General features: G+C 63.7%; 10 protein-coding genes. 3 read left to right on the top strand and 7 right to left on the bottom strand.

The features are described 5' to 3' along the window. The first annotated feature begins 16 nt into the window (after nucleotides 1-16). Nucleotides 17-4,351, top strand: coding sequence for an NEL-type E3 ubiquitin ligase domain-containing protein (locus B348_RS01000000130270; protein ID WP_256204496.1), 4,335 nt, complete (start codon nucleotides 17-19; stop codon nucleotides 4,349-4,351). A gap of 3 nt (nucleotides 4,352-4,354) precedes the next feature. Here the strand turns inward: B348_RS01000000130270 and B348_RS0123570 are convergent, their stop codons facing one another. Then, nucleotides 4,355-5,773 carry an amino acid permease gene (locus B348_RS0123570; RefSeq protein WP_017738492.1) on the bottom strand — a complete coding sequence of 473 codons (1,419 nt, stop codon included), beginning with the start codon at nucleotides 5,771-5,773 and terminating at the stop codon, nucleotides 4,355-4,357. A gap of 292 nt (nucleotides 5,774-6,065) precedes the next feature. On the opposite strand from B348_RS0123570, the gene B348_RS0123565 reads away from it, so the two are divergent. Further along, nucleotides 6,066-9,149 (top strand): transglycosylase domain-containing protein, encoded by a 3,084-nt coding sequence (locus B348_RS0123565; protein WP_017738491.1) that lies wholly within the window; start codon nucleotides 6,066-6,068, stop codon nucleotides 9,147-9,149. Here B348_RS0123565 and B348_RS0123560 read toward each other — a convergent pair. Continuing rightward, nucleotides 9,129-13,682 (bottom strand): hypothetical protein, encoded by a 4,554-nt coding sequence (locus tag B348_RS0123560; RefSeq protein ID WP_017738490.1) that lies wholly within the window; start codon nucleotides 13,680-13,682, stop codon nucleotides 9,129-9,131. The genes B348_RS0123565 and B348_RS0123560 overlap by 21 nt on opposite strands. A 173-nt stretch (nucleotides 13,683-13,855) precedes the next feature. Here B348_RS0123560 and B348_RS0123555 point away from each other — a divergent pair, with 173 nt between their 5' ends. Continuing rightward, nucleotides 13,856-18,700 carry an NEL-type E3 ubiquitin ligase domain-containing protein gene (locus B348_RS0123555; RefSeq protein ID WP_017738489.1) on the top strand — a complete coding sequence of 1,615 codons (4,845 nt, stop codon included), beginning with the start codon at nucleotides 13,856-13,858 and terminating at the stop codon, nucleotides 18,698-18,700. Between the two features lie 6 nt (nucleotides 18,701-18,706). On the opposite strand, the gene B348_RS0123550 is transcribed toward B348_RS0123555, so the two are convergent. From B348_RS0123550 to B348_RS0123530, 5 genes are read right to left on the bottom strand one after another with little or no spacing between them, the layout of a single operon-like run. Beyond that, complete coding sequence (locus tag B348_RS0123550; protein WP_017738488.1) at nucleotides 18,707-19,921, bottom strand: hypothetical protein; 1,215 nt, start codon at nucleotides 19,919-19,921, stop codon at nucleotides 18,707-18,709. A gap of 19 nt (nucleotides 19,922-19,940) precedes the next feature. Beyond that, entirely contained in the window at nucleotides 19,941-20,423 is a 483-nt protein-coding gene (locus B348_RS0123545) for a CS1 type fimbrial major subunit (RefSeq protein WP_017738487.1), read from the bottom strand. Nucleotides 20,424-20,427: 4 nt separating this feature from the next. Beyond that, nucleotides 20,428-21,168, bottom strand: a complete 741-nt coding sequence (locus B348_RS0123540) for a hypothetical protein (RefSeq protein WP_017738486.1) — start codon at nucleotides 21,166-21,168, stop codon at nucleotides 20,428-20,430. 26 nt (nucleotides 21,169-21,194) lie between these two features. Next, nucleotides 21,195-22,394 carry a hypothetical protein gene (locus B348_RS0123535; RefSeq protein WP_017738485.1) on the bottom strand — a complete coding sequence of 400 codons (1,200 nt, stop codon included), beginning with the start codon at nucleotides 22,392-22,394 and terminating at the stop codon, nucleotides 21,195-21,197. Between the two features lie 52 nt (nucleotides 22,395-22,446). After that, on the bottom strand, nucleotides 22,447-24,960 hold the full coding sequence (locus B348_RS0123530) for a CS1-pili formation C-terminal domain-containing protein (protein WP_017738484.1): 2,514 nt from the start codon (nucleotides 24,958-24,960) through the stop codon (nucleotides 22,447-22,449). Nucleotides 24,961-25,061: the final 101 nt, after the last annotated feature.

Genomic DNA, 25,061 nt, shown 5'->3' with positions numbered 1-25,061 from the left:
TGACGCCGTGATCCACGTGCGCGACCAGCACGGCCACCTGGTTGAAAGCCATGCGGCCAATGAAACGGCCACGCTGGCCATCAACCTCAGGCGCAGGGACGACGGCACCTACCTGGCCCTCGACGCACCCGACACCGACGTCGCCACCCAAGAGTCCTTGTTCGAGTCGATTATCCGCCAGCAACCCGCCACTTCGACCCTGGGCAAGGAAGGCAGCCCGAACCTCACCGAGGCCCAGCGCATTGCGCGGCTACGCGTGCAGATCGGTGCCCTGGCCGGCCAAAAGCGCACCGCACTGTTCACGGCCATGACCCACTACGCAAGCCATGCGCGGCACCAGGTGCCGGCCGGGGATGCGGCACGCTCGTTTGTACCGATCAAAAATGCATCCACGGGCGTGGAGGTCACTGCGCTGTTGAGCAAACTGCAAGCACAATTCGCCCCCTTGAGTCCGCCCAACCTCAAACAATTGCTGGTGAAAACGCCCCTGAGCGCAACGCAGCAAAGCACCTACCTCAAGGACGGCAAGTTGCCGGGCAACGTACGCGAACACCTGGAACAACACCGCACTGCGTTGCGCATAGATGCTGTGATCGACGGCCTGTACCACCCTCGCACGTTCAACTCGGACACCGACCTATGGGCCCGAGAGTTTGCCGCCAGCCTGCTGCTGGAGCGTTGCAAGCGCCCCCTGGTGATCACCGAAATGGCCGGAGGCACCCCCAAGGACCGCTACAAGAACACCGGCCCCGAAGACACCACCGTCGAACTGCTGCACTACGGCGACGGCCGCTACGAAGCCTACGACATGCGCAACGCCGGGTCGATCCCGGTGTCACCGGCCGTGGACAGTTTCTACCTGGCCATCGGCTCGGTGCTGCAACCCCACGAGCGCAGCCTGCTGGGCATGAGTTCCGCCACCGATGCCCAGGGCCTGCGCAACACCCTGGGTGACCTGATGAGCGAACGCCGCAGCCCTGCCGGGTTAGTCAGCCTGCTTGACTATTCGCTCGCGCAATACGAGAAAAAGCTGGTGTTGCCCACCGACCTGCAACCCAACCCCGAAGGGCTGTATGACCACAACGGCGAACAGTTGATGCCACTGTACGGCTCGTTCTACCCGGTCACCTTCGACCAACAACGGCGGGTATGGCGGCTCAAGCACCCGCAGAAAGTCGGCGTCGATACCCCACGCCTCAAGCACAACCGGCATGGCGCCTGGCGCCTGGAAAGCGAAAACCCGCTGACCTGGGACGACTATCACCTGGTATCGCGCCTGGGGACTGAAGACTTCAGCGTCGATCAGCCCACCGCCGCGCGCCTGCTCAAGGTCACCGACACGCCACCCCGCGCCTTGCGTGAAGTGCACTGCGCCGGGCTGCCCCCGCCGCCCTTGTTGAAAGACAGCAGCAAGCGCTTTGGTATCGAGCGCAAAATCCTGCATTTCATCAAGGCGATGACCACCTATTCGGCCACCCGCAACGCCAAGCCCTCCTTGCAATTACTGCTGGTCTGCGCGCTGCCGCAATGGCCCGCCAGCCATGTGCTGGAGCTGCATGATGAGGCCGGACGCACGATTGCCCATTACCCGGCGGCGAATGCCGGCGCGCCGCACAAGATCCGCCTGTCCGACACCCACAGCCGCAGCCAGGAACCCCTGGCCCACCTGGTGCGCAACGACGACCTGAGCCGCGCCCTGCTGGGTGAGCTGCCGCAAAGCCAAGAGGAACGCCTGTTCAAGCTGGCGAAAAAAATCGCCGAGCACGCCTACCGCGAACGCAGCCAACTGTTCGACACGCTGTACGCCCAAGGCGAACGCAACGGCAACCGCCTGCACACGCGCATGCGCGCCCATTATCCGCAGTTGCCCGCCAGTGCGATCCAGGCCCTGATCGACCATGCGACCCCCCATGAAATCAAGCAACTGAGCGAGACGGATGGGGTCCCGCTGCGCTTGCAAGAACAGGCAAGACTGACCGCCAACGACATGCGCCTCAACCGGGCGTTCGAGGGGTTGTACCTGTCCACCGTCGCCAACCCCGACAGCGAAAAAATCATCTTGCATGTGCTCAAGCTGCTGCCCGGCTGGCCCACCGATGTCCGCCTCGATATTCACCAGGGCAGCGCCACCGGACCGTTGCTCGAGAGTGCCGGGTACCTGGCCGGCAGCGAGCGCAAGAAACTGGCGCGGGTGGATGCGCGCTATCAGGCGTATGACGCCGAAGGTCAACTGATCAGTGACCCGGTAAACACCGCTACCGATCTGCTCACCGCCGTCTGGCGCGTATTGAACGATACCCAGCGCAAAGCCCTCGGGCTCGACGACAGCGGCGAACTCTCGCCCCTGCGCAACGCCATTGCTGAACTGGCACTCAGCCAACGCATCGCGATCAAGGGCCTGCTCGGCCTGCCGCATATCCCGTATTGGCTGCAACCGCCCATGCCAGTCAACAGTACGTTCACGGCCTATCCGTTCAGCATGCGCAACTGGTGGCCGCTGAGCCTCCTGTTCTCGGTGGACATGGTGAGCAAGGTCCGCGAGGTATACCCCAGGATGTCCAGGGACGACGCGCTCGATCTGACACGCAACATGCGGCTCAGCGAACCGCAGGTGTTGCAGGAACTGGAGCGGCGAAAAATGGAATACCAGGCATTGGAGCTTGAACTCAATCGCTGGGCTGCTGCCGACTACCCCGGCGACCACGAACTTTTAGGCTGGATGAACCCCAACCTGCGCATCGCCATGATTCCGCAGATTCTCAAAGCCTGGCGCCAGGAGTCACTGGATTATCATCCTGGCCTGCTGCATGCCCACAGCCTGGAGTTGCGACTGGACGGCAATCAATTGCCGAACATCGACTTCATGCCTGCGATCAAAGGCTTCGAGCACATTGAATACCTGAAGATCGCAGGCACTGCGTTCCCCCCGACCGGCAACGCGTTCCTGCGCCAATTCCCCAACCTCAAGAAGCTCCACCTGGACTGCGGCCTGACGCAGTTGCCCAGCAGCATCACCCAGATGACGCAACTCGAGATCCTCGACCTGAACAACAACAACATCGTGCTAGACACGCAATCGCGGCAGCAGCTGGCCGGGATGACTCACCTGGCACGGTTGAACCTGAGCCACAACCCGCTGAATCTGAGCCCGGATGTCTCTGCCATGACTCGCCTGCACAGCCTGGACCTGCATCGCACCGGTATCAGCCAATGGCCCATCGGGGCGGAGCGCCTGCCCCAGTTGCGGGACCTGCGACTGCAAGAAAACAACATCGCGACGATTCCCGATGTGCTCTTCACCGACCCTCAAATGCGCCCTGCCAACCAGGGCACGTTCCTGCATGACAACCCCTTGAACGCAGACGCGCAGCAGCGTCTGGCCGAATACCGTGATCGCACCAACCAGGCGCTCGGCGGGGCCATGCCCGGCATCCACCATGTGCCGCCCGCATCGAACCCCGTGGACAAATGGCTGGTCGGGGTTCCGGCGGCCGAACATGCACAACGAAGAACCCTGTGGGAGCAACTGGAGAATGACAATGCCCCAGGCAGCGCAAGGCCTGACGACACGTTTCGGGTCCTGCGGGACTTGACCGAAGCGGACGACTACGTGAACAAGCTGCATCGCCGACCGGCCCTGATCGCCCGCGTCTGGCGCCTGCTCCAGGCCATGGCCGAATCCTATGAGCTGCGGCAAAGCATCTTTCTCAACACCTACGTGTCCGGCACGTGCGGTGACGGTGCCCTTTTGACATTCATCGATATGGAGTTGCGGCACAAGCAGCACCAGGCCATGGCGCTACCCAGCTCCAACCAGGCGAACCGGGAGTTGCTGGCACTGGCGCAAGGTCTGTTCTATTTACGCAACCTGGACCAGTTTGCCGAGGACCATCTGCAAGCGCTGCATCGCAATCACAGGCCTCCAGCACCCGAGCCGGACGATGTTGAGGTCAAGCTGTTCTTTCGGCTTGAACTGGCGGAGGAGTTCAACCTGCCCATCCTGAAGGAGAGCCGGCGCTACTCGCCAGGCGACCACGTGCTGCCGGAAGACCTGGAAAGAGCGCGTAAAACATTGCGCGACGTGGGGAAGACCAGCGCCTTGGAAGACGCTCTGCTGACGGAAGAGTTCTGGGTCCAGTACCTGGTACGCCATGTCCCGGAACCCTTTACCACCATCGAAGAAACAGCGCGCTACAAGCTCGAAGCACTGAAACAGGAAGTGCCCGACACGCGGTCCATGGACTATCAGGAACGGCGCCAGTCGATCAAGGAGGTCAAGGAAACCGAGCTCAACCGACTGATCAGCCAGTTGACCCGTGCGGCCCAAAGCGGGGCGCAACGGGTCGACTGAAGGTCAAGCCGAAGGTGAGGTGACAGCACCGGCGTTGTTGGGCTGCAACTTGAACACGTAGAACAGCACCGTCAGCAGCACCAGGAACGCCGGCCCTACGTACAGCGCCACGCGGGTGTCCGGGAAGTACGCCATCAGGCCCACCACCAGCACCAGGAACGCCAGGGCCAGGTAGGAGCTGACCGGGTACAGCCACATACGGTACTTGAGTCCCGCCTGCTCGGCCGGGCTCAAGCCTTTGCGGAACTTGAGCTGGGCCAGCAGGATCATCAGCCAGGTCCAGATCGCGCCAAAGGTGGCGATGGAGGTCACCCACACGAACACCTGGTCAGGTACCAGGTAGTTGAGCAGCACGCCCAGCAACAAGGCGAAGATCGACAGCAGCAAGGCCTTGCGCGGCACGCCATTGCTCGACGTGGTGCCGAACGTGGCCGGGGCCTGGCCGTTCTGCGCCAGGCTGTAGAGCATGCGCCCGGTGCTGAAGATGCCACCGTTGCACGACGACAGCGCAGCGGTGATCACCACGAAATTGATGATACCGGCGGCGGTCTTGATACCCAGGCGCTCGAACGTCATCACGAACGGGCTGCCCTGGGTGCCGATTTCATTCCACGGGTAGATCGACAGGATCACGAACAATGCGCCGACGTAGAACAACAGGATGCGCCAGAACACCGAGCCGATGGCACTCGGGATGGTCTTCTGCGGGTTCTTCGCTTCGCCGGCCGTCAGGCCGATCATCTCCACGCCCAGGTAGGCGAACATCACCATTTGCAGGGACATCAGCACGCCTTGCACGCCGTTGGGCATGAAGCCGCCATGGCTCCACAGGTTGGAAATACCCAACGCGACGCCGTCATTGCCAAAGCCGAAAGCGATGATGCCGACGCCGCCGATGACCATCGCAATGATGGTGACGATCTTGATCAGCGCGAACCAGAACTCGAACTCACCAAAGGCTTTCACCGCGACCAGGTTGATCGTGCCCATGCTGATCAGCGCCGCCAGGGCCCAGATCCAGCGCGGCGTATCGGGAAACCAGACGCCCATGTACACCGCCACGGCGGTGATCTCCGCGACGCAGGTCACCAGCCACAGGAACCAGTAGTTCCAGCCGGTGAGAAAGCCCGCCAACGGGCCGAGATAGTCCTGGGCATAACGGCTGAACGAACCGGCGACAGGGTTGTGCACCGCCATCTCGCCGAGGGCGCGCATGATCACCAGGATCGCCAGGCCGCCGATGATGTACGACAGCATGATCGCCGGGCCGGCCATCTCGATGGCCTTGGCCGACCCCAGGAACAGGCCGACACCGATACAGGCGCCCAGGGCCATCAGGCGGATGTGCCGTTCACCGAGTTCGCGTTTGAGCGGGCCGCCTTGAGCGGTCTCGCCATGGGGCAGTGGGTTGCCGACTGGCATAGGGGTACAACCTCATCTTGTTATTGGAGTGTCCGTCTCGAGACAAGCTCGGCGGGGCGTGCAGTATAAAAACTGAAGGTCAGGGCCTTTCACTATAAAACAGGGGTAATTTAGTGAAACAACGCGACATAACGCCACTTTACAGGAGCATATGACCTGCCCGCAGCGGCAAAACGCCGCAGCACACCTCCGAGAAGCGCCCTACAAACAAAACACAATTCCCTCACAAGCAGCCCCCAGCGACTAAGCTTCCAGCAAGTCCGATCAATCTGCGTGCAGGGATCAATCGACTATGGGCGCACTGTGGCAAACCGACTCGAACCAGGCTGCGCAGCATCGCAGCAGTGAGACCCCGGCGCCGTTGCCCGCGAAAAACCCCCGCTACACCCGCCGCCTGATCTGGCTGGTGCTGCTGATGGCGTTGATTGCCCTCGGCTTTGCCGCCGCCAAGGAAGTACGCACCTCGCGCCTGCAAGCCGAACACTTGAGCCGCCTGGCCAGCGACCTCACCTACCGCGTGCAACCCGGCCCCAGCGACGCCATGGTCTACCCCGGTGCAGGACCGTTTGACCGCCGCCTGGGCTACAGCGACCTGGAGGGCTTCCTCGCGCGGCTGCTCAAGCGCGGTTACCTGGTTGAATCCCAGGTGCGCTTTTCCCCCGGGCTGATGGATTACACCGCCAAAGGCCTGTTCGTACCCTATGCCGAAAAAAGCCAGGCCGGCCTGGCGATCACCGACTGCCGCGCGCAGCCGCTGTATCAATACACCTACCCGCAGCAACTCTATGCCCGCTTCGCCACGATCCCGCCGCTGGTGGTGGACAGTTTGCTGTTCATCGAAAACCGCGACCTGCTCGACCCCGCCCAGCCCCAGGCCAACCCGGCGGTAGACTGGCCACGCTTCGCCAAGGCGGCCTGGTCGCAACTTGCGAAAATCCTCCACCTGCCCGGCCAGAGCGCAGGCGGCAGCACCTTGGCGACCCAATTGGAAAAATACCGCCACTCCCCGGACGGCCTGACGCTGTCCGGCGGCGAAAAACTGCGGCAGATGTTTTCTGCCGGTGTGCGCGCCTATCAAGCCGGGCCGGACACGTTGGTGGCGCGGCAAACCATCGTGCGCGACTACCTCAACAGCGTGCCGCTGTCCGCCGTGCCCGGCCACGGCGAAGTACACGGCATGGCCGAGGGTTTGCGGGTATGGTTCGGCGCCGACTTCAATCAGGTGAACCAGGCACTGCTGGGCCCGGACCTTGCCCCCAAGGCCCTGGCTCTGCGCCAGGTGCTGGCGCTGATCATCGCCCAGCGCCGGCCCTCCCATTACCTGGCCCGAGGCCGCGAAGAACTGGCGCAACTCACCGACAGTCATTTGCGCCTGCTGGCGCAAAACGGCGTGATTGATTCCGCCCTGCTCACGGCGGCGCTGGCGGCGCAGGTCACCTACCGCGACTGGCAGTTGCAACCCACCGTGCAACCGATCGACACCAACAAAGGCATCAGCGTCGCCCGCAGCCGCCTGGCCACCTTGCTCCAACGCCCGCTGTACGACCTTGATCGCCTGGATCTGTCCGCCACTTCAACCCTGCAAGGCCCGTTGCAACAGGACGTCACCGCCTACCTCAAGCAACTGGCCGACCCCGAGTTCGCCCGCCAGACCGGCCTGCTCGGCGAACGCCTGCTGACCCCGGCCAGCACGCCCCTGGTGCGCTACAGCTTCACCCTGTTCGAGCTCACCCTCGACGGCGCCCGGGTGCGGGTGCAAACCGACAACACCGACCAACCCTTCGACATCAACGAAGGCAGCAAGCTGGAACTGGGCTCCACCGCCAAGTTGCGGGTGCTCACCACCTACCTGCAAATCATCGCCGAACTGCATGGGCAGTACGCCGCACAGGCCCCGGCAGCCTTGAAAAACCTCCAGTTCGACCCCCAGGACCGCCTGAGCCGCTGGGCCGTCGACTACCTGCTGCAAAGCCCGGACAAAAGCCTGGCGAAGATGCTCGACGCGGCGCTGGACCGCACGTACTCCGCCAGCCCCGGCGAAAGCTTTTTCACCGGCGGCGGCCTGCACCACTTTCATAATTTCCGCAGCCAGGACAACGCTCGCAACCCCACCCTGCGCGATGCCCTGCGCGAGTCGATCAACCTGCCGTTCATCCGCCTGATGCGCGACGTGGTGCGCTACACCACCTACGCCGGCGCCAACAACAGCGCGCAACTGCTCAAGGACGACAACGACCCGCGCCGCCAGGAATACCTGGCGCAATTTGCCGACCGCGAAGGCACGGCATTCCTGCAGAAATTCTGGAAGAAGTACCAGAAGAAGGACACCCAGGCCCGGCTCGACACCTTCCTCGACAGCCTGCGCCCTACGCCCATCCGCCTCGCCGCCGTCCACCGCTACCTGTTGCCCGAGGCCAGCCAGGACAGCTTCAACCGTTTTGTGCGCTCGCACCTGGTCAACGAAAAGCTCAGCGACGAGCGCCTTGAGCGGCTGTACCAAAGCTATCGCCCCGGCGCCTACGACCTGCCCGACCAGGGCTATATCGCCAAGGTCCACCCGTTGGACCTGTGGTTGCTCGGCTACCTGCTCAACCACCCCGAAGCGACCTTCAGCGAGGTGGTCAAGGCCAGCCAGTTCGAGCGCCAGGAGGTCTATAGCTGGCTGTTCAAGAGCCGCCATCAGAGCGCCCGCGACAGCCGCATCCGCACCATGCTGGAGATCGAGGCCTTTCTGGATATTCATCAGCGCTGGCAGGCCGTGGGTTACCCCTTCGATCACCTGGTGCCATCCCTGGCCACCGCGATTGGCAGCTCTGGCGACCGCCCGGCGGCCCTGGCCGAGTTGATGGGGATCATCCTCAACGATGGCGTACGCAACAAAGTGCTGCGTATCGACAGCCTGCACTTTGCCGCCGACACCCCCTATGAAACCCGTCTGGTCAATGACCCGGCCCCCGGCAAGCGCGTGCTGCCGATAGAGGTCGCCCAGGCCTTGCGCGGCGCGCTGTCCCAAGTGGTGGACGCCGGTACCGCCAAACGCGTGGCCGGCAGTTTCAAACTGGCCGACGGCACGCCGCTGGCCATGGGCGGCAAGACCGGCACCGGCGACAACCGCATCGAGGCCATCGGCGCCGGCGGGCGAGTGATCAGTTCGAAGTCGCTGAACCGCACCGCGACCTTTGTGTTCTATCTGGGCGAGCAGCACTTCGGCACGCTCACTGCCTACGTGCCGGGGCGCACGGCGCAGCAGTTCACCTTTACCTCGGCGTTGCCCGTGCAGGTACTCAAGGGCATGGCGCCGATTCTGTTGCCGTACCTGCAACCGGGCAGCCATACCCTGTGTGCGCCACTGGCTTCAATCGACACTGAAAAATAGCCTGCGCGCCAGCTGCAATTGGATCTCTGCACGGTGCACCTGCAGTTTCCGCACCCGCCCACTCTGACCACTGCGCATGCGGGAAAACGCCTGGGCTTCGACCTGGGCCTGGGCCTGGCGGCCCATGCGCACCTGCTCGACGGTCTTGAGGTGAGCGGCGGTGAAGTGGTCATCGAGGTCACCTTTTTTTTTATAGTGGAAATGGGCAAACGCGAGGGTCTCGCCTGTGCGCGCATTGTTGACCGCGTACTCCTGCAAGTATTCCGGGGGCGGCCCTTTAAGCGGGGAACGCGGGCCACGGCGGACAATCATGACTTCATGGTGCTGGTCGAGGAACGCCACTTCGTCTTGAGTCAGCGGCTGGTTTTTTTTCGCGAGGGTTGCGCGGATTCGCGCGGTTAACCCGGCCTCGTTCAACCGCACCACGGCCGCCCGCAATCGGCTTTCGAGACTGCGCGCCCTGGCCTGTTGCAACGCCGCCAAGCGGGCGTGTTCCAGGCTGCGCAATTTCTTCTGGATCGCGTCCGCCACCCACAAACGGCGCCGCGCCTGGGCTTCCAACAAGTGTTGCGGTGACGCGGGTTCCTTGACCTGCAAGGCCGTCACCTCGACCTTGGTGATGTCTGCTTCAACGTCCTGCAACAATACGTCGGCGGTTTTCAACAAACTGCCCAGCTCCGGGTCGGTACGCGGGGTTTGTGGCGCGAGCTGCTGCGCCCACACGCCGTCCGGCTCTTCGGTGAAGGTTCCGATGACACTGCCGCTCGCATCGGTTACCTGCGCGGTCCTGCTGCCCTCGGCCTCGGTACCGACCACGATCAAATCGCGGTTGCGCGTACGGATGATCTTCTTGCGCCGGGTCACCACCGCGGGTGGCGAGGGCTGCGCAGGCGCCTGCGGTGATGTCGGTTCCAGCAGCTCGCCCAGGTCCCGCTCCACCTGTTCGCGCAGGGTGCCGAGCAAGGCCTGCAGCTTGCCCAGGTACTCGGCGTCGAACCGGTCCGGCTCGGTGGCCCGCCAGAGGTCAATGCGGTCGTCGGTCTGCGCCAAGACGTGGTCCACGCTGTCGAGCAATTCGATCTGCTGGGCGTCGCTGGCGTGCAGTTGAGGCAGTTCGGCCAGGGAACGTGTGGCCCAGCGGGCACGCTCAAACGTATGCATCAGGCTGTCCAGCAACTCGGGGTCATACAAGGTGCCGGGGACATCGACAGCCAACCCGGCCAAGGTGCCCAATTGCAGGGATTGCAGATCGAGGATCGAGGGCCGCTGCGCGATTGTCTCGGCGGCCTGGCGGGCCTTGTCACGTCCGAACCTGGGGACTTGCCGCAGCTCAGCAAAGCAGTTCGCCTCCTGGGTGCGCCAGTGAATGGTGCTGTCGTAACTGGCCGCCAGCTCACGCATGCCCCGGTTCAACTCGGCGTGGGCCTCCTCGCCCCCGCTCAACAAGGGCAACAGCCGGGCATTGGCTTGCTGTACCTGGGCGCGCATCTGGCTATCCAAGAGTTGCAAGGTGAGCAGCGTCGAATACAGCAGCTCACTCAGTTCCTGTTCATAGCGCGGCCGTGGCGCCAGCTCACGCAAGCGCCGCAACAATTGCACCTCATTGCGTGAGTGCTCGACCTTGCTTTCCAGGGCCTTGCAGTAGCTGGCCAGGACACGCGTGCGCTGCGCATCATCCATTGCGTGCGAGGATTGCTCGGCGAGATTGCGCGCGATTTCCATGGCCCGCTGGGCGCGTGCGCTCGCGGTGATGGCTTGGCGGTACTGCGCGTCCAGCACCTGGGAGTCGGCCGGTGCTTGCGCGGTACCATCGGCCCCGCCGCTGAGGCGCAATTGCAGATCCACATCCCACACCCCCGGGGCGACGGCTTTGAGCCAGGGGCCAAGGCGATTGCCATCGGCACTGGTCACCCGCACCCGCCCGTCCTCCATCCGCACGCGGTATTGACGGCCGCGCACCAGCGCATCCCATTGCGGCGGGGTCTTTTGTGCGTCACGTAACAGGCCTTGCCACGGCCCGCTTGTGTGCGCGCCGGGCAGGTTTTTTGGCCAGGGTTCGGCAAAGGTTTTGACGCTCATTCCCTGAAGCCGCGCCAGCAATGCCGGGGTCAGGGCATTGCGCGCGTTGGCCCAGCCGGTGGGCGCCGTGAAGCCGACGGGAGGCAGCCTGAGCACAGGGGCCACAGGGGCCGGGTCCGCCACGGCCAAGGGCGCAAAAACCGGGTGTTCGAGTGCCACATGCTGGCGCACATCCTGGGGTGTGGCCTGGTGCGCAAGCACCACCATCAGGTTGGCCAGCATGTCCATCAACGCGATGTTGCGGGCCTGCAGGTCAGTGCCTTGCAGCGCGGCGATATCCTGCTCGGCAGTGTCCAGCAACTGCACCAGCCAGCCCACCAGCATCAGTGGCCCCGACAGCAACGGTTGCAGGGTGCCAAACACCATCCAGCCAATCTGCTTGAGGCTGGCCCAGCGTTGCTCGGCGTTGGACACCGATTGCCGGTCCGCCAGCGTCACCAGTGCCTCGGCCATGGCGCTGAACAACTGGTGCGCCGGGTCGAGGCTGGAGACGGTCTTGCTCAACTGCGCAGGCGCAGGTTTCTGGTACGCGGTGAATTCGTCCCCCGGCAGGAAATGCCGCACATGGGGCTCATGAAAACCATTGTTGGCGTACACCGCCCGGCGTTGCGCGTCGATCCAGGTCAATACGCTGTCCTGCAGTGCGCCGGGTTGCCGGATCGCGTCAAACAACGCCGCCTCCGAGGTAAACGCTTGCAGAGTGGGCTCGAACAGCGGGCGATACAACAGGTGGCACCCGTCCTCGCCCTGCTGCGGGCCGATGATGAACATATTGGCCACCCGGTCTGCGGTGGCGGTCGCCGTCGCCTTGAACGCCAACGGCCACAGCGCCATCGCCCGGCCATCGACCTTGCGCTCGTCGGCGCTGGCGTGCAGAGCCGCCCGCAGCCGACGAAAACCGTCACGGGTCATGCCCTGCTCACCCTTGATCTGCCACTCCAGCGCCTGCATCGGCAATTGAATGCGCAGCTGCTGGCTGAAGCGCCGACAACGGCGGGTGGCGTCCGCCTGATCATCGATCAGGTGTTTTTTCAGCAGCGCCGGGTAGGCCTGGCCGACATCCGCCTCGGTCACGCAGGCCTTGAGCAGCGCATACGTCAGCCAGGCTGGGGCCGTGGCGTCCTTGAGGCGAATCGACTTGGCGGTGTAGCCATGCCCGGCGAGGTTTTCCAGGGCCAGGCCGGTCAGGCTTAGGGTCTCACGGTGCACTTCACCGGCGATGAAGCCGCCGGGCACCGGCACTGCGGCGGCGATGACCCGCTCGAAGGTCAACGCGATATCGGCGGGATGAATGTTTGCCGTGCGGGGCTCTTTGCCCAGGCAGGCTTTCAGGCGCGCGTCGGCATAGCTGCGCAACGTGGGAATATCGTCCAGAAAATGCTGGTAGCCGTGCTGCTGGCGGTCCAGCACCAGGGCCTGGAGCAGCTGCGCGTAGTCGATGCACGCGTCGCTGTCGGCATGGGCCAGCCACGGCGGCAGGTGGTCACGCAGGTAGTGCTGGCGGGTGCTGAGGTCGGGCTCGAACCAGCGGCGGCTGTCGGTGATGATCGCCAGCAGCCGCTGGTAGTCCTCGACGCTGCGCGGCACCTTGAGATCGAGGCTGGCGATTTCCAGCAACTGGCGCTGCAAATAACTGGCGGCCAGGGCGTCGAAAGGATCGCCCTGGGCATCCAGCGCAAACCATTCGCCCGCCAAGGGCGCAAGCAACGGGCTGGCATGGGCCGGCAACAACGCTTGTACCGCGCCGAGGTCATCCAGCACCTGCACGCCACTGGCCGGACTGAACAACACCACCCCAGGACCGGACGGCTGGCTGAACAGCAGCAACGGCAACATCTGCGTAGCGCCGCCGCTGCGCACATGCACCGTCTGCACCCGCAGCGCCGGCCCGTGGGCACTCCACAGGCGATTGGGCCGGCGGGGGTACAACCGCGATTTAGGGAGCACCACGGCAAACTGTTGCGCGCCCATGCCGGGTGGCCGGGGGGTGTCGTAGAGCAGTTCCAGCAGTGCATCGGACAGGTGGCCCCAGCGCGTCAAATTCACTGGCAACGCTTCACGCCACCAGGCTTGCAGGCGCCGCGCGTACAACCCCAGCAACTGGGTGCCGCAGCGGTTGATCAGCACCTCCACCTGCGCCAGGCTGAGATGGTTCGGCACATAGATCTCGCGCACCCGTGTCGCCACCCGATGATACTGCTCCACCAGCAAGGTCGGTCGCCCGGCGGCGAAGCGTTCCAGGACCCACGCGGTGACCGAGCGAAATGGCCCGCTCGGCCCGGCTATTTCAAGATGCCCCGCGTTGAACTTGCCCTCGGCGAAATGCACATCCAGGTAGGCCTGGGCGCTGTCAGCAGCCACTGTGGCGAGGGCAGGCGGGGTGTCAAACACGCTGCGGATCTGGTCAACATGTGTTTGGCGCAATGAAATCGGGCGGGTGTCGGTGGTGGTCATCAACGCAATTCTCGGTGGAGTTCAAAGGCCCACCGTAGCGCCCTCCCGCCCCTGCCTCGCACTAGACAAATACCCCACAGGCCGATGCCCGCCATGCCGTAACTATCTAACCCCAGCCGCCCGCCCCGCCCTCCTAGGCTGTTGGCCTTGTCTACGACTCAAGGTCCATCACCATGCCTGCCACACCGGATAAAGGCCCGCATTACGCACTGATCAAAAACACCCTGCCCGACTGGCTGCACGCCACCGCCTGGCACCGGGCACAAGCGCTGGGCCGGGCGTCCCTGGAGCGGCTGCCCGAACTGAGCCACGCTCCCGCCGCCCTGCACGCCCCGCTCAAGGCCGCCAATGCCCAGGCCTGGGCCGCGCAAAACAGCGTCGATCAGCGCTTGAAAGACCTGCAGGATGTGTACACCTTTGCCGAGCCCTTGCTGGTCGCTGCACTGCAACACCAGTACGGGCTGACCCTGGACGTGCGCGCCACCCATGTGTTTCTGGTCAGCAGCCGCGGCACCATTCTTCAGGGCAGCACCAGCCGCACCCTGTCTCTGCTCAACGCGGCCCTGCAAAACTTTGCCAGCAACGAACGCTTCACCGACAGCTCGCGCTACATCAGCCAGCCGGACGCCCGCGGTCAGTTCAACATCGAAGCGCACCACACGCGCATGAGCATCGAGCAATTCGTCACGCTGTGCCGCGAGCTGGACCTCGGCGCCCACTACGCCAAGCACTTGCAAACACATGTGCAACCGGCACTGGAGGCCGACAGGAACAGCCTGCAAGCCCAAGTGATCGCCAGCCAGCAAGCCGCCCTGAACGCGGCAGCGCATCTGGCCCGACTGCGCGGCGAGATCGACCCTGCGACCTTTCACCTGCTGCAACGCACCGTGAAGGGTGAGCGCGCAGTGACGCAGTTCTATCGATTGCGCCTGATGGGCACCCTGCTCACCGGCGTACTGTTGATTGCCAACGACCTCGACCTGGCGCGGGATGTCGCGCCGGTGGTGGCGTACATCCCCCATGACCCCCACGGCGCAATACAGGCCTACCCCAGCACCCTGGCCTTTCGCGAGGCGTTGGCGAAAAAACTGCAAGACCCGACCTACCGCCAGTTCTTCAGCCAATTTGTCGACCGCCAACAGCAGCGTGCATTTATCCACGGCCTGCAGCAACGTGCGCCCTACAGCGCCAGCCGCATCGACGGCGAACTGTGGCCGCAGCTGTACCAGGCCGCTCTGAACAAGATCCTCAACGATGGCCGCGAGCAGGCGGTGTCCACGGCGCAGGCCGACCGCCGTGCGCGCTGGGCCTGGTGGGACACGTTCAGTCATATCCTCGAGAGCGCGCTGAATGTCGTGCTGTTGGTTGCGACCCCATTCGTGCCCCTGCTGGGGGAAGTGATGCTGGCCTATACCGCCTACCAACTGCTGGATGAAGTGGTCGAAGGCGTGGCCGACCTGGCCTGGGGCCACGCCAAGGAAGCCGCCGGGCACCTGGTGGGCATCGTCAGCGACGTGGTGCAACTGGCGACGTTCAGTGTTGGCGGCAAGCTGCTTGAATCGGCCTTCGTCAATCAGCTCAAGGCCGTCGAGGTCAACGGCAAGACACGGCTGTGGAACCCGGACCCGAAGCCGTATCAGCACGCCCTGCAGTTGCCTGCCGACTCCACACCCGACGAGTTGGGTGTACATACCCATGCCGGACAGCAGATTCTGCCGATGGAGGGCGCGCACTACGTGCTCAAGCCGGATGGGGCCAGCGGCGACTATCGCATCCAGCATGCCACCCGCGCCGAAGCCTATGCGCCGCCGATCCGCCGCAACCCCAGCCCCCGCGCCTGGAGCGATGCCCGACGCCTGCGCGAACTGGGGCCGTTCAGCCCTGCGCAACAGCAACAGATCCTTGCCACCAGCGGCCTCGACCACGACACACTGCGCGCCGTGCAAACCGACAACCTGGCCGCCCCCCTGCTGGAGGACACCCTCAAGCGCATGCGCCTGAACCAGCAGGCCGCCGAGATCCCCGAACAACTGCGCGCCCACAAGCCGGTGGACCAGGACACCTACTGGAGCCCCCATATCGCCCGCGAACTGCCGGGTTGGCCGCAGGACTGGGCAATTCTGGTGTATGAAAAAGCCGACCTGAGCGGCGACCACCTGCGCTTCGGCGAGGCCGACGCCACTCGGTCCCTGGCCATCAGCCGTGATGAGTTGAACCTGGGCCTGTTGCCCGAACGCCTGGTGGACAGCCTCGACAGTAGCGAACTCACCCCCCTGCTGGGCACGCTGCCCGAGGGCCGCACGCAACAGATAGATGCCCTGCGCAACCGACTGGCCGACCACCTCGCCCAACGCCAGGGCTCATTGTTCGCCTACTTCTACCGCCACAGCGAAGACCTTGTGAGCGAGCGCGGCCTGCGGCTGCGCGAAGCGTGCCCTGGGCTGCCGAAAAGCCTGGTGGACCACGTGCTCGGCCAGGCCTGGCCGGAAGAACTGAACCTGTTGGACACGCACAAGCAACTGCCCTTGCGCCTGAAGAACCTTGCTCGCGAATGGCAGTTGCAGGCCAGGGCGGCCCACGCCTACCAGGGCTTCTACGACCCCCAACTACTGGGACCGGATACCGAACAGATGCTCCTCGACACCCTGCGCATCTACAGCGACAGCCTCGAAGACTGTCGCATCGAAATACGCCAGCACACGTCGATCGCCAAACTGCGGGCGAGTGCCGGCCCGCAAAATGCCCGGACCCAAAGGCTGCTGCTCAAGACCGACGGGCACTATGAAATTCATGACAACGGCCAGGCACGGGAGCAGCCCGCCACTGATCTGTTCAACGCCGTGCTCGACGCCTTGCCCCCGGCCAAAACCCAAGCCCTGGGCTACACACCCGGTGACGGCGCAGCGCTCAAGCGTTGGATGATGGACACCCTGCGTGCACCGCCACAGCGCCGGCAGGTGCTGACGGACACAGCGCTGGATCAAACGCCCTCCAGAGACACCCAGGCACTCCTGCAAAAACCCATGCACCGTGCCGCCTCATGGTTTTGCGACCTGTTCCCCAACTCTCTGGAACGCCGGGTCAAGGCGCTGTACCCCTACGCTGATCCAGCCGTCATCGATACGTACCTGCAAAGCCTCGACGCCCCCCTGCAATTGCGGCGCTTCGCCGCCCGCGAGAGCGAGAAGGACCGACTGCAGGAGGACCTGTTGGAGTGGGTCAACGCCGCGCCGGGCGACGAGCCGATAACGCTCAGCCAACAGCGCCTGACACTGGCCAGGGGCATGCTGCGTGCCTGGGAGGCCAACATCGAAACCACCGCCCAGACGTTTTCCATACGTGGCGTGCAACTGCCGGGCGAGCTGGGTAGCCTGCCGTTGTACGCCAACTTCGATCATCTGCTGCACCTGGAGTTGGCCGGCAACCAACTGCTCGACAGCGACATGGCCCTGCTCGACCACTTCCCCCGCCTGATCAGCCTCAGCCTGCGCGACAATCAACTGACTCGGCTGCCGCAAGCCCTGCGGACCATGACCTCTCTGACCCACCTGAGTTGCAGGGACAGCACGATCCAGTGGGACGCGGCCGACCTCGCCCAACTCGCCGAACTGACCCGACTGCAACGCCTGGACCTCAGCGACAATCGCCAGTTGACCCGTGCCCCGAACCTTGCCGACCTGGCGCAGCTGCACACCGTCTCATTGAACAACACCGGCATCCAGGAATGGCCCGACGGCCTGTTCGAGCAAACCAGGCCCAGGGGGTTCGAGCTGGACCTGCAAAACACGGCGATCAACCACGTGCCACGGTTTTTGCCCTGGTCGCCCGAAGCCGAAGTCGTGACCTGGGCACGCCTGGACCGCAATCACCTGACCGCCGATGCCGAGCAGCACCTGATCAGCTACCGCCTGGCCGCAGGCCTGGACCCCTATCGCACCTACCCCCCCAAGGGAGACAGCGCGTATTGGGTGGAAAAGACGCCGCCACAGCACCAGCCAGAGCTGAAAGACCTGTGGCAGGACCTCGAGAGGGAACAGGGTGCCCAGGGGTTTTTCGAAGTCATCAAAAGCCTGGAGTTTGCCGACCTCTTCGAGACCCTGGCCAACGGCGAGCACCACGCGTCCGGCCGCGCACAAATGACCGACAAGGTCTGGCGCATGCTGCGGGCCATGCACGACGACCACGCCCTGCGCTCGCGCCTGTTTCTCATGGCCAGCAACCCGGTGAACTGCGCCGACGCGGGGGCACAGGTGTTCAACAGCATGGGCGTGGAAGTGCGGCTGGCGGAAATCTACCGCAACCCGAACCCGGCCTTGCGCGAACGCGAACTGGTGGAGCTGGCCCGAGGCAAGTCCCGGCTGGACCGGCTCAATCGGTTCGCCCAAGCCGACATTGCCCAACGCATCAAACCCATCGCCGAGGGTGGCCAAGGCTTGCGCTACAGCAGCGAGGTGGTCGGCGGCGTACCCGGCACGGTGGATGAAGTGGAGGTCTACCTGGCGTACCAGACCGCCCTGCAAGAGCGCCTGAAACTGCCGTGGATATCGCCGCACATGAGCTACCGAAGGTCGGCCAACGTCAGCCCGATCCAGCTGGAAAACGCTCTCGACAGCGTACAGGTGCCGGAAGCCGGCGACGGGTTGATGCAGGGCGTGATGCAGCAACCTTTCTGGGACCTGTACCTGCGCGAGACCTATGCGCCAATGTTCCAGGCCAGCCTCGACCACGCCAATGCCCTGCTTGACCCGCTCGACGATTTGTCGTTCGCCCAGAACCAGTGGGCCAACGCGACCGCCGAGCAACGGCTGGCCCAACAGCCGCGTCTACTGGCCCTGGCCGATGCCCTCAACGTGCCCCACGCCGAGGTACTGACTGGTCAACCGATGAGCACGGCGACCTATGAACGCATCCTCGCCGCCGGCTTTACCGACGACCTGCCCAGCCAGACGGACCTGGCCCGCCGCCTGACCCGTGAGGCGTTGCAGCGGCTGGAGGCCCATGAAGCGGGTGGCGCCTGACGCGGCCTACAACTGCGAGTCCCAGACTACGGTGACGGTGCCGCCATAGGTGCTGCCCGCCTGTTCAAGCATCTGCGCCACCGCATCGGCCTTCACTTCGAAGTGCAAGGTCGAGGGCTTGCGGTCGATGTAGCGCGACGGCTGGAACAACTCGCTGCCACTGCCATCCAGGCGCAAAGGCAGGCGATTGACTGCACGCCCACCGGCATCGGTGAGGCCGTTGGGCAGCGACACGGCGATGTCCAGCGGCACCTGATGACCGGCCGCGTTGCGCAGGCTACAGGTGTTGCCCATGGGCTCGGGGCATTCGAGGGTCATCTTGAAGGGCGCACTGGTCCACAGGCTGACGGTCTGGTCGCGGAACAGCCGGCTGGGTTTGCGCCCGTTCTGCAGCCAGGCTTGCCAGCCGCCCTGGGGTTCAAGCTGGATGCGATTGCCGCCGGGGGGGACCTCGACTTTGAGCTGGTGGTCCACGTCCAGGGTGAAGTTGAAGGTCAGGACCCCGTCATTGGGAATCATGATGTCGCCGAAATCAAAGTCGGCATTCGGCCCAATGCTGTAAGTGATGCTGCCGACGTACTGGCCGGCGTCCATGTTCAACGGGTTGGGGGTCCGCAACTCGTAGGAGTACTCGAAGGTCTCGTAAAAAAGCCCCTGGATATCCTTGACCGCCGGCCGGGTGCAGGCGCCGATGTTGAGCGGGGTGATCCACGACCACAGCAAAAAACGCGCACTTCCCGTCGCGTAACCCGTGCCGAGGCAAGGCGGCCCGGGAAACGCCCAGCGATAGGTCCCGTCTTTCCAGACCGACTGATCATGCCCTCCCGGCAGCAAATACTTGCCTCCAATCCCGGCAATTCTGATTTGAACAGTCTCGGTTTTCGCCGTGACGGTGTTCGTTACCGTCAGCTCGCGCCATTCGGTGGGCACCTTGAACATCGCGCCCTTTCGCGGGTCGCTGTGATTGCCTTGGATGACGGCGTTGGACACGAACTGAATGTCGGTCGTACGAATACTGAAAATCCCCAACTGCTTGCACCGCTCAGGAATATGCCAGGGGCAGATGCCGCTTTCCGGCGTGGTGTTCTTGAACGTATTGACCATCGGGGTCGAGGGGTCGGGGCGAAACTCCGCGGTCATCTCTTGCACCAGCGCCTGGGCCGGAGCCATGCATAGCGACAACAGCAGCGCCACGCACCAGCGTGCACGCAACGCACTCATCAAAAAACACTCCCGCAGCTCAGGGCGCAATCGCATCAAACACCATATGCACCGTGCCGTAATAATTGCCCGGTCGATAATCGTCCACCGGCTTGATTGCGGCGATTTCCAGGCCCACGCGCTTGCCCGGGCGGGCATCAGCGCTGGCGACCACTTCGCTTTGTGTGAGGCTCAGTTCGACGTTGTTGAACGTCACGCGCAGGTCCACGCGGTCGGTGCCGTTGGACAGGTACGCTTCCTGGTCCAGCCGGGCACCGATGGCGCCACCGATGTTTTTCACGTCGAACGGCGCACGCAAGGTGGCCAGTTGCGAACTCACCGGGTTGAAGGCCAGGCGCTGTTCGCGTTGCACCAGTTGCGGGTCCACCGGCAGCACGTAGAAGTCGGCCGTGGGGATCGTCACGTAGACCTCGAAGGTCTCGCGCTCGACGGCGGCCTCGACGCGGGAAACCGATAGCCCCAGGACAATGACCAGCACAATCAGGGCGGCTACTTTGTACATGGGCTCACCCCTTGACCGCGATGGGGCGGCTCTTGTCGCCTTCGATCAGGCTGAAGCGGTATTCGCGGCCAGCCTCCTTGTCGAAGCCGTAACTGCTCCCGGCACGGATGTGATGGCGCAGGGTCGGCCGACATTCCTGGGGGGCGGCGGCGGCACAGTCCTTGAACTCGTCCACCACCACCACGCTGTTGCCGTTGTTGCGCAGGGTGTAGCGCTGGCCGCTGTCCAGGAGCGCGGTGTCGAAACGGGTGTTTTTGGGGCGGACGAAAAACACCGTGCCGTACCCGGCGAGCACGCGCACGCCGGCGGCGAGGCTGGCCTTGTAGTCGGCGCGTTCTTCGTCCGTTACGGCAAAGTCGTCCTCGGCCTGGGGCACCACCGGCACGAAGCGCACGCGGAAGTAACGCTCCTTGTCGCGGTCGCCCATGAACAGCAGGCGCGTGCCCTGGGTGCCGTTGGCCGGCACGATCAGGCGCGCCGGGCTGGCCATCAGGCCGTCGCGAGCGGTGGCGCCGGCCTGGTCCTTGAGGGGCACTTCGCGGTAAGTACCGTCGGCGTCGTAGATCATTTCGAGGATGTTGACCTTGACGAAGGCCGTCGACGTGCCGCCGTTGAACACCCGTTTCATGTAGGTACTTTTATCGCCACTGAGGTAGTCGTACACCACCCCGACATTGATTTGCGGGCCCGCCAGGGCGCCGACAGAAACCAGCCACAGACTGCACAGCATCAACACACGTTTCATTGACTCAACCTCATGGAAAAAATGTTTCAGGCTTCCGAATCCCAGACCACCGTGGCAGTGCCCGTATAGGTGCTGCCGGGCTGTTCGAGCATCTGCGCGACGCCGTCGGCCTTGATCTCGAAATGCAGGGTGGAGGGTTTGCGGTCGATGTACCTCGACGGCAGGAACCGTTCGCTGCCGCTGCCATCCAGGGTCAATGGCAGGCGGTTGACCGGGCGCCCGGCGGCGTCGGTCAGGCCCGGAGGCAGGGTCACGGCAATGTCCAGCGGCACCTGATGCCCGGCGGCGTTGCGCACGCTGCACGTATTGCCCATCGGCTCGGGGCATTCGAGGGTCATCTTGAATAGGGTACTGGTCCACAGGTTGATGGTCTGGTCACGGAACAGCCGGATCGGCTTGCGCCCGTTTTGCAGCCAGGCTTGCCAGCCGCCCTGGGGTTCGAGTTGGATGCGGTTGCCGCCAGGGGGGGCTTCGACCTTGAGGATGTGGTCCACCTCCAGCACAAAATCGAGGGTGGCAAGATTCTCGTTCGGCAGCACCCGGTCACCGAAATCAAAGTCCATGCCGGGACCTACGGTGTAGGTCTGGCTTCCGGAGTACGTGCCAGCGGGCATGGTCAAAGGGTTGGGCGTGCGCAACTCGTAGCCGAAATGCACATAGCGATAAAAATAATTGGGGATGTCGAACAATGCCTGAGTGGCACAGGCGCTTGCATTCTCCGGCACCAGCCAGAACCAGACGATATGGATATCGCTGCCCGTCAGGCCACCAGAAGGAAGACAAGGCGCCGGGGCCTTGTGCCAACGGCCGGTACTCCACAACTGCTCATGGTTGCCACCCCCCGTGATCGCCACCACGCTCGCGCCCAAGTCATGCCGACCACCGATACCGGAAATGCGTATTTCCAATTGAGCGCTGTCGCCTCGGTCGTTCGTCACCGTTACGGTTCGCCATTCCGAGGGAACCTTGAGGTACGCACCTTGGCGTGGGTCGGGATGATTGGCCTGCACCGGTCCGCCGCTCGTCTGAATGATCGGCCCGATCGGCAAGTTGAGACTGAACAAACCGCGGGGCTCGCAAAACCCGATGAAGTGCTCGCAATAGCCACTGCTGGGCGTCACGTTTTTGAAACGATTGACCAGCGGGTTAGAAGGGTCCGGGCGAAACTCTGCACGGATTTCGGCATTCCCCGCATACACCGGCGATACCACGAGCAGCAAAACCATGCTGATTACAAACCGATGGAACGTATTCACAATTTGGCTCCGAGACATGGCATCAGCCCGCCGCACGATGGGTGAAAGTGACATCCGCCAAGGTGTCCGGCGTGCACTGCAAATCGCCGATCATCAATACATCGCTCTCCCGCCGCGCCGTCGTGGGGTCCAAGCGGAACTGACACAGCAACTGGTTGGCAAAACGCACCTCCAGGGTCGGCGCGCCGGCGGTCATCTCCATGGAGAAGAACCCGTCAACCTCACTCACCGCACGGCTGGCGTGGTTGATCACGTGGTGCCCGCGCAGGGGCTGGCCTTTTTCATCCACCAGGCGGCCAAGCACGGTGACCGTTTTCATCACGCTGACCTTGCGGTATTCCACACCGCCCTTGTTCAGGTGGTAGTTGCTGCGTGCCGGCTGGATAGTGGCGGCGGGTGGGGAATTGCCATCGAAGTCGAACGCCAGGGTGCTGCTCTTGTACGCGGTGATCGGTACAAAATTGCGCCCCGGCCGCAGGCGCGCACTGCCGCCGGAGAGGTCGTCGGCGCGCAGGGTGATGTCGTCGAGGTCGGTTTCCACGTCCACGATCATCCCTGCGCCGCCGCCCTGGGGCTGGCTGCTGAGCACCATCCGGCTGCCGCCCACCGCCACGGTGCTGGCCAGATTGAGGCCGCCGCTCAAATTGTTGTTGAACGAGGAACGCTGCACGTAGGTGTCGCCGTAGAGCAGCTCGTTCTGGAAGCTGGCACGCCCCGATAACCCGACGCCGTAGGTGTCGGCAGTCGCAGTGCCGGAAACGCTTTGCAGCAGGTGGTCCTGGAAGCTTTTCTGGTAGGTCAGCGAACCGTTGTTGTCACGGCTGCCGTCCCGGGCGGTGCGCGTGCCGAGGCTGGCCGACCATTGTTCCCCCGGCGCCCCCAGCGCCACGCTGACGCTGAGGTCGATGCCACGGTTGCGTTGATCGCCGGTGCTGGCAGTGGCCGGGCGGTCGAACACCGACAGGCGCCAGTTGGCATCGCTGCCCAGGAAGGTGCCGCGCTGGGTCCAGCCCACATCCAGGCCCAGCCCTTCCAGGTTGCCTTGACTGTAGGAAAGCCGCGAGTTGATCGAGCTTTTATTGCTCACGCGATGGTTGAGGGACAGCGATGTGTTGCTGGTCTGGCCGACAAACACGTTGCGCTGGCGCAGCCGCGTGCCGTCCGGCAGCAGCTCGTAGGTGCGGGTGGGGTCCAGCCAACTGCGGTTGTGGCTGAACACCACGCTGCCCACGCCGTAGCTGTAAAGGGTTTGCAGGTCCATGCCGGTGCCGTGGTCCTGGGTCTGGTAGACGTTGGCATACAGGCTGAGGCTGTTGCCCAGGGTCCAGTCGATGGACGTGCCGTACTGCATTTTTTCGCGCACTTTACGCGCGGACAGGCCGAGGATCGCCCGTGGGTGCAGCAGGTAGTTGAGGCCCGCCCCGTAGGTGATGAAGCCCGTGGGCTGTTCATCCCAGTTGCTCAATAGCCTGGATTCGCGCCCGACAAAGGTGTTGTAGCGCCAGCGCTCGTCGGCGTTGCGCCAGTTGTTGGGTTTGTAGATCAGCTCCTGGGTGGTCGAGGTGGTCAGGCCGTCTTCGATCAGGCGCACCTCCACTTCGTAGATACCGCCTGGCAAGGGCCGCGTATCCAGGGTTTGCAGGCCGGCGGCGACGGGCTGGGTGTTGATCAGCAGGCCATTGCGGTAGATCTCCACGGAGGCCTGACGGCCGGCCGTGACGTACACCGGGTACACGCTGGGCTTGGGGTTGTTGATCAACAGGCTGTCGGAGCTGCCGTACATCAGGCCGACCGCTGTGTCCGGGTTGGCGCCGAAGGAGCGGATCTGCCGGGTCAAGCCATTGGACCCGGGGGTGAAATACCCCAGGCGCAAAAAGTCGCCCTCCAGCTCGCGCTGGGTATATAGCTCATGCATGGCGTGGTAGAGGGTGGTGTCGGTGCCGCCCAGGCGCGACAGCTGCAGGTTCATCGCCTGGGTCCAGTTGCCAATGCTGGAACTGGCCTCCAGGCCGAAGCGCCCGCCTAACTCTTCGTCCTCGCCACCGGTAATGTTCAGTTGGTTATTGACGATCAGACCGAGGCTGCCGGTGTTCGGCTGATCGTAGTATTGCTTGAGTTGGGCCATGCGCTCGACGTTTTCCGTGAGGATGGAAACCAGCGAATTTTCCAGGCTGTAGTGCACGGCCAACAGTTGTGACGGGCAACTTTGTTGGCATCCGCCCAAGGCCATGCCTTGTTGCAGAAGTTGTTCCCAATTGGCCCGGGTCGTTGCGGAAACAGGGCTATCACCCGTGTCGGTAAACTCCAGCAGGGTAATACGGTCGTCGCGCCCCAATATAATCATGGCTTCGCCGAGAAACTGTTGATCCAGCTCTAAGCGAACCGCCAGGGGCACATCGAAAAAGTGTTGTTCGAAATCTTCAGGCAGTCCTTGGGACTGTGACAGCAAGTTGCCCGGCGTGGTGCCGGGCGCGGCCCAGGCACTGGCGCACAGCAACAGTGCAAGTGCGCCCGCAATTGGCGTTCTCGAAAACATGGACGCAATACTCATTCGGTACGGACAGTCGAGACTGTTTAAACCAGGCCGGCTTTCGGGGAGGAAGAGACCGGCCTGTCTTTTCAACCGCCTGCGCTCGG

The organism is Pseudomonas sp. CBZ-4, from assembly GCF_000346755.1.
Lineage (GTDB): Bacteria > Pseudomonadota > Gammaproteobacteria > Pseudomonadales > Pseudomonadaceae > Aquipseudomonas.
Note: the sequence above shows the minus strand (reverse complement) of the source record. Positions and strands in the feature narration are given on the sequence as shown.

Bases quoted from the DNA above. Each gene is read 5' to 3' on its own strand.
- B348_RS0123570 (WP_017738492.1), bottom strand. From the start codon at position 5,773: ATGCCAGTCGGCAACCCACTGCCCCATGGCGAGACCGCTCAAGGCGGC.
- B348_RS0123565 (WP_017738491.1), top strand. From the start codon at position 6,066: ATGGGCGCACTGTGGCAAACCGACTCGAACCAGGCTGCGCAGCATCGC.
- B348_RS0123560 (WP_017738490.1), bottom strand. From the start codon at position 13,682: ATGACCACCACCGACACCCGCCCGATTTCATTGCGCCAAACACATGTT.
- B348_RS0123555 (WP_017738489.1), top strand. From the start codon at position 13,856: ATGCCTGCCACACCGGATAAAGGCCCGCATTACGCACTGATCAAAAAC.
- B348_RS0123550 (WP_017738488.1), bottom strand. From the start codon at position 19,921: ATGAGTGCGTTGCGTGCACGCTGGTGCGTGGCGCTGCTGTTGTCGCTA.
- B348_RS0123545 (WP_017738487.1), bottom strand. From the start codon at position 20,423: ATGTACAAAGTAGCCGCCCTGATTGTGCTGGTCATTGTCCTGGGGCTA.
- B348_RS0123540 (WP_017738486.1), bottom strand. From the start codon at position 21,168: ATGAAACGTGTGTTGATGCTGTGCAGTCTGTGGCTGGTTTCTGTCGGC.
- B348_RS0123535 (WP_017738485.1), bottom strand. From the start codon at position 22,394: ATGGTTTTGCTGCTCGTGGTATCGCCGGTGTATGCGGGGAATGCCGAA.
- B348_RS0123530 (WP_017738484.1), bottom strand. From the start codon at position 24,960: ATGTTTTCGAGAACGCCAATTGCGGGCGCACTTGCACTGTTGCTGTGC.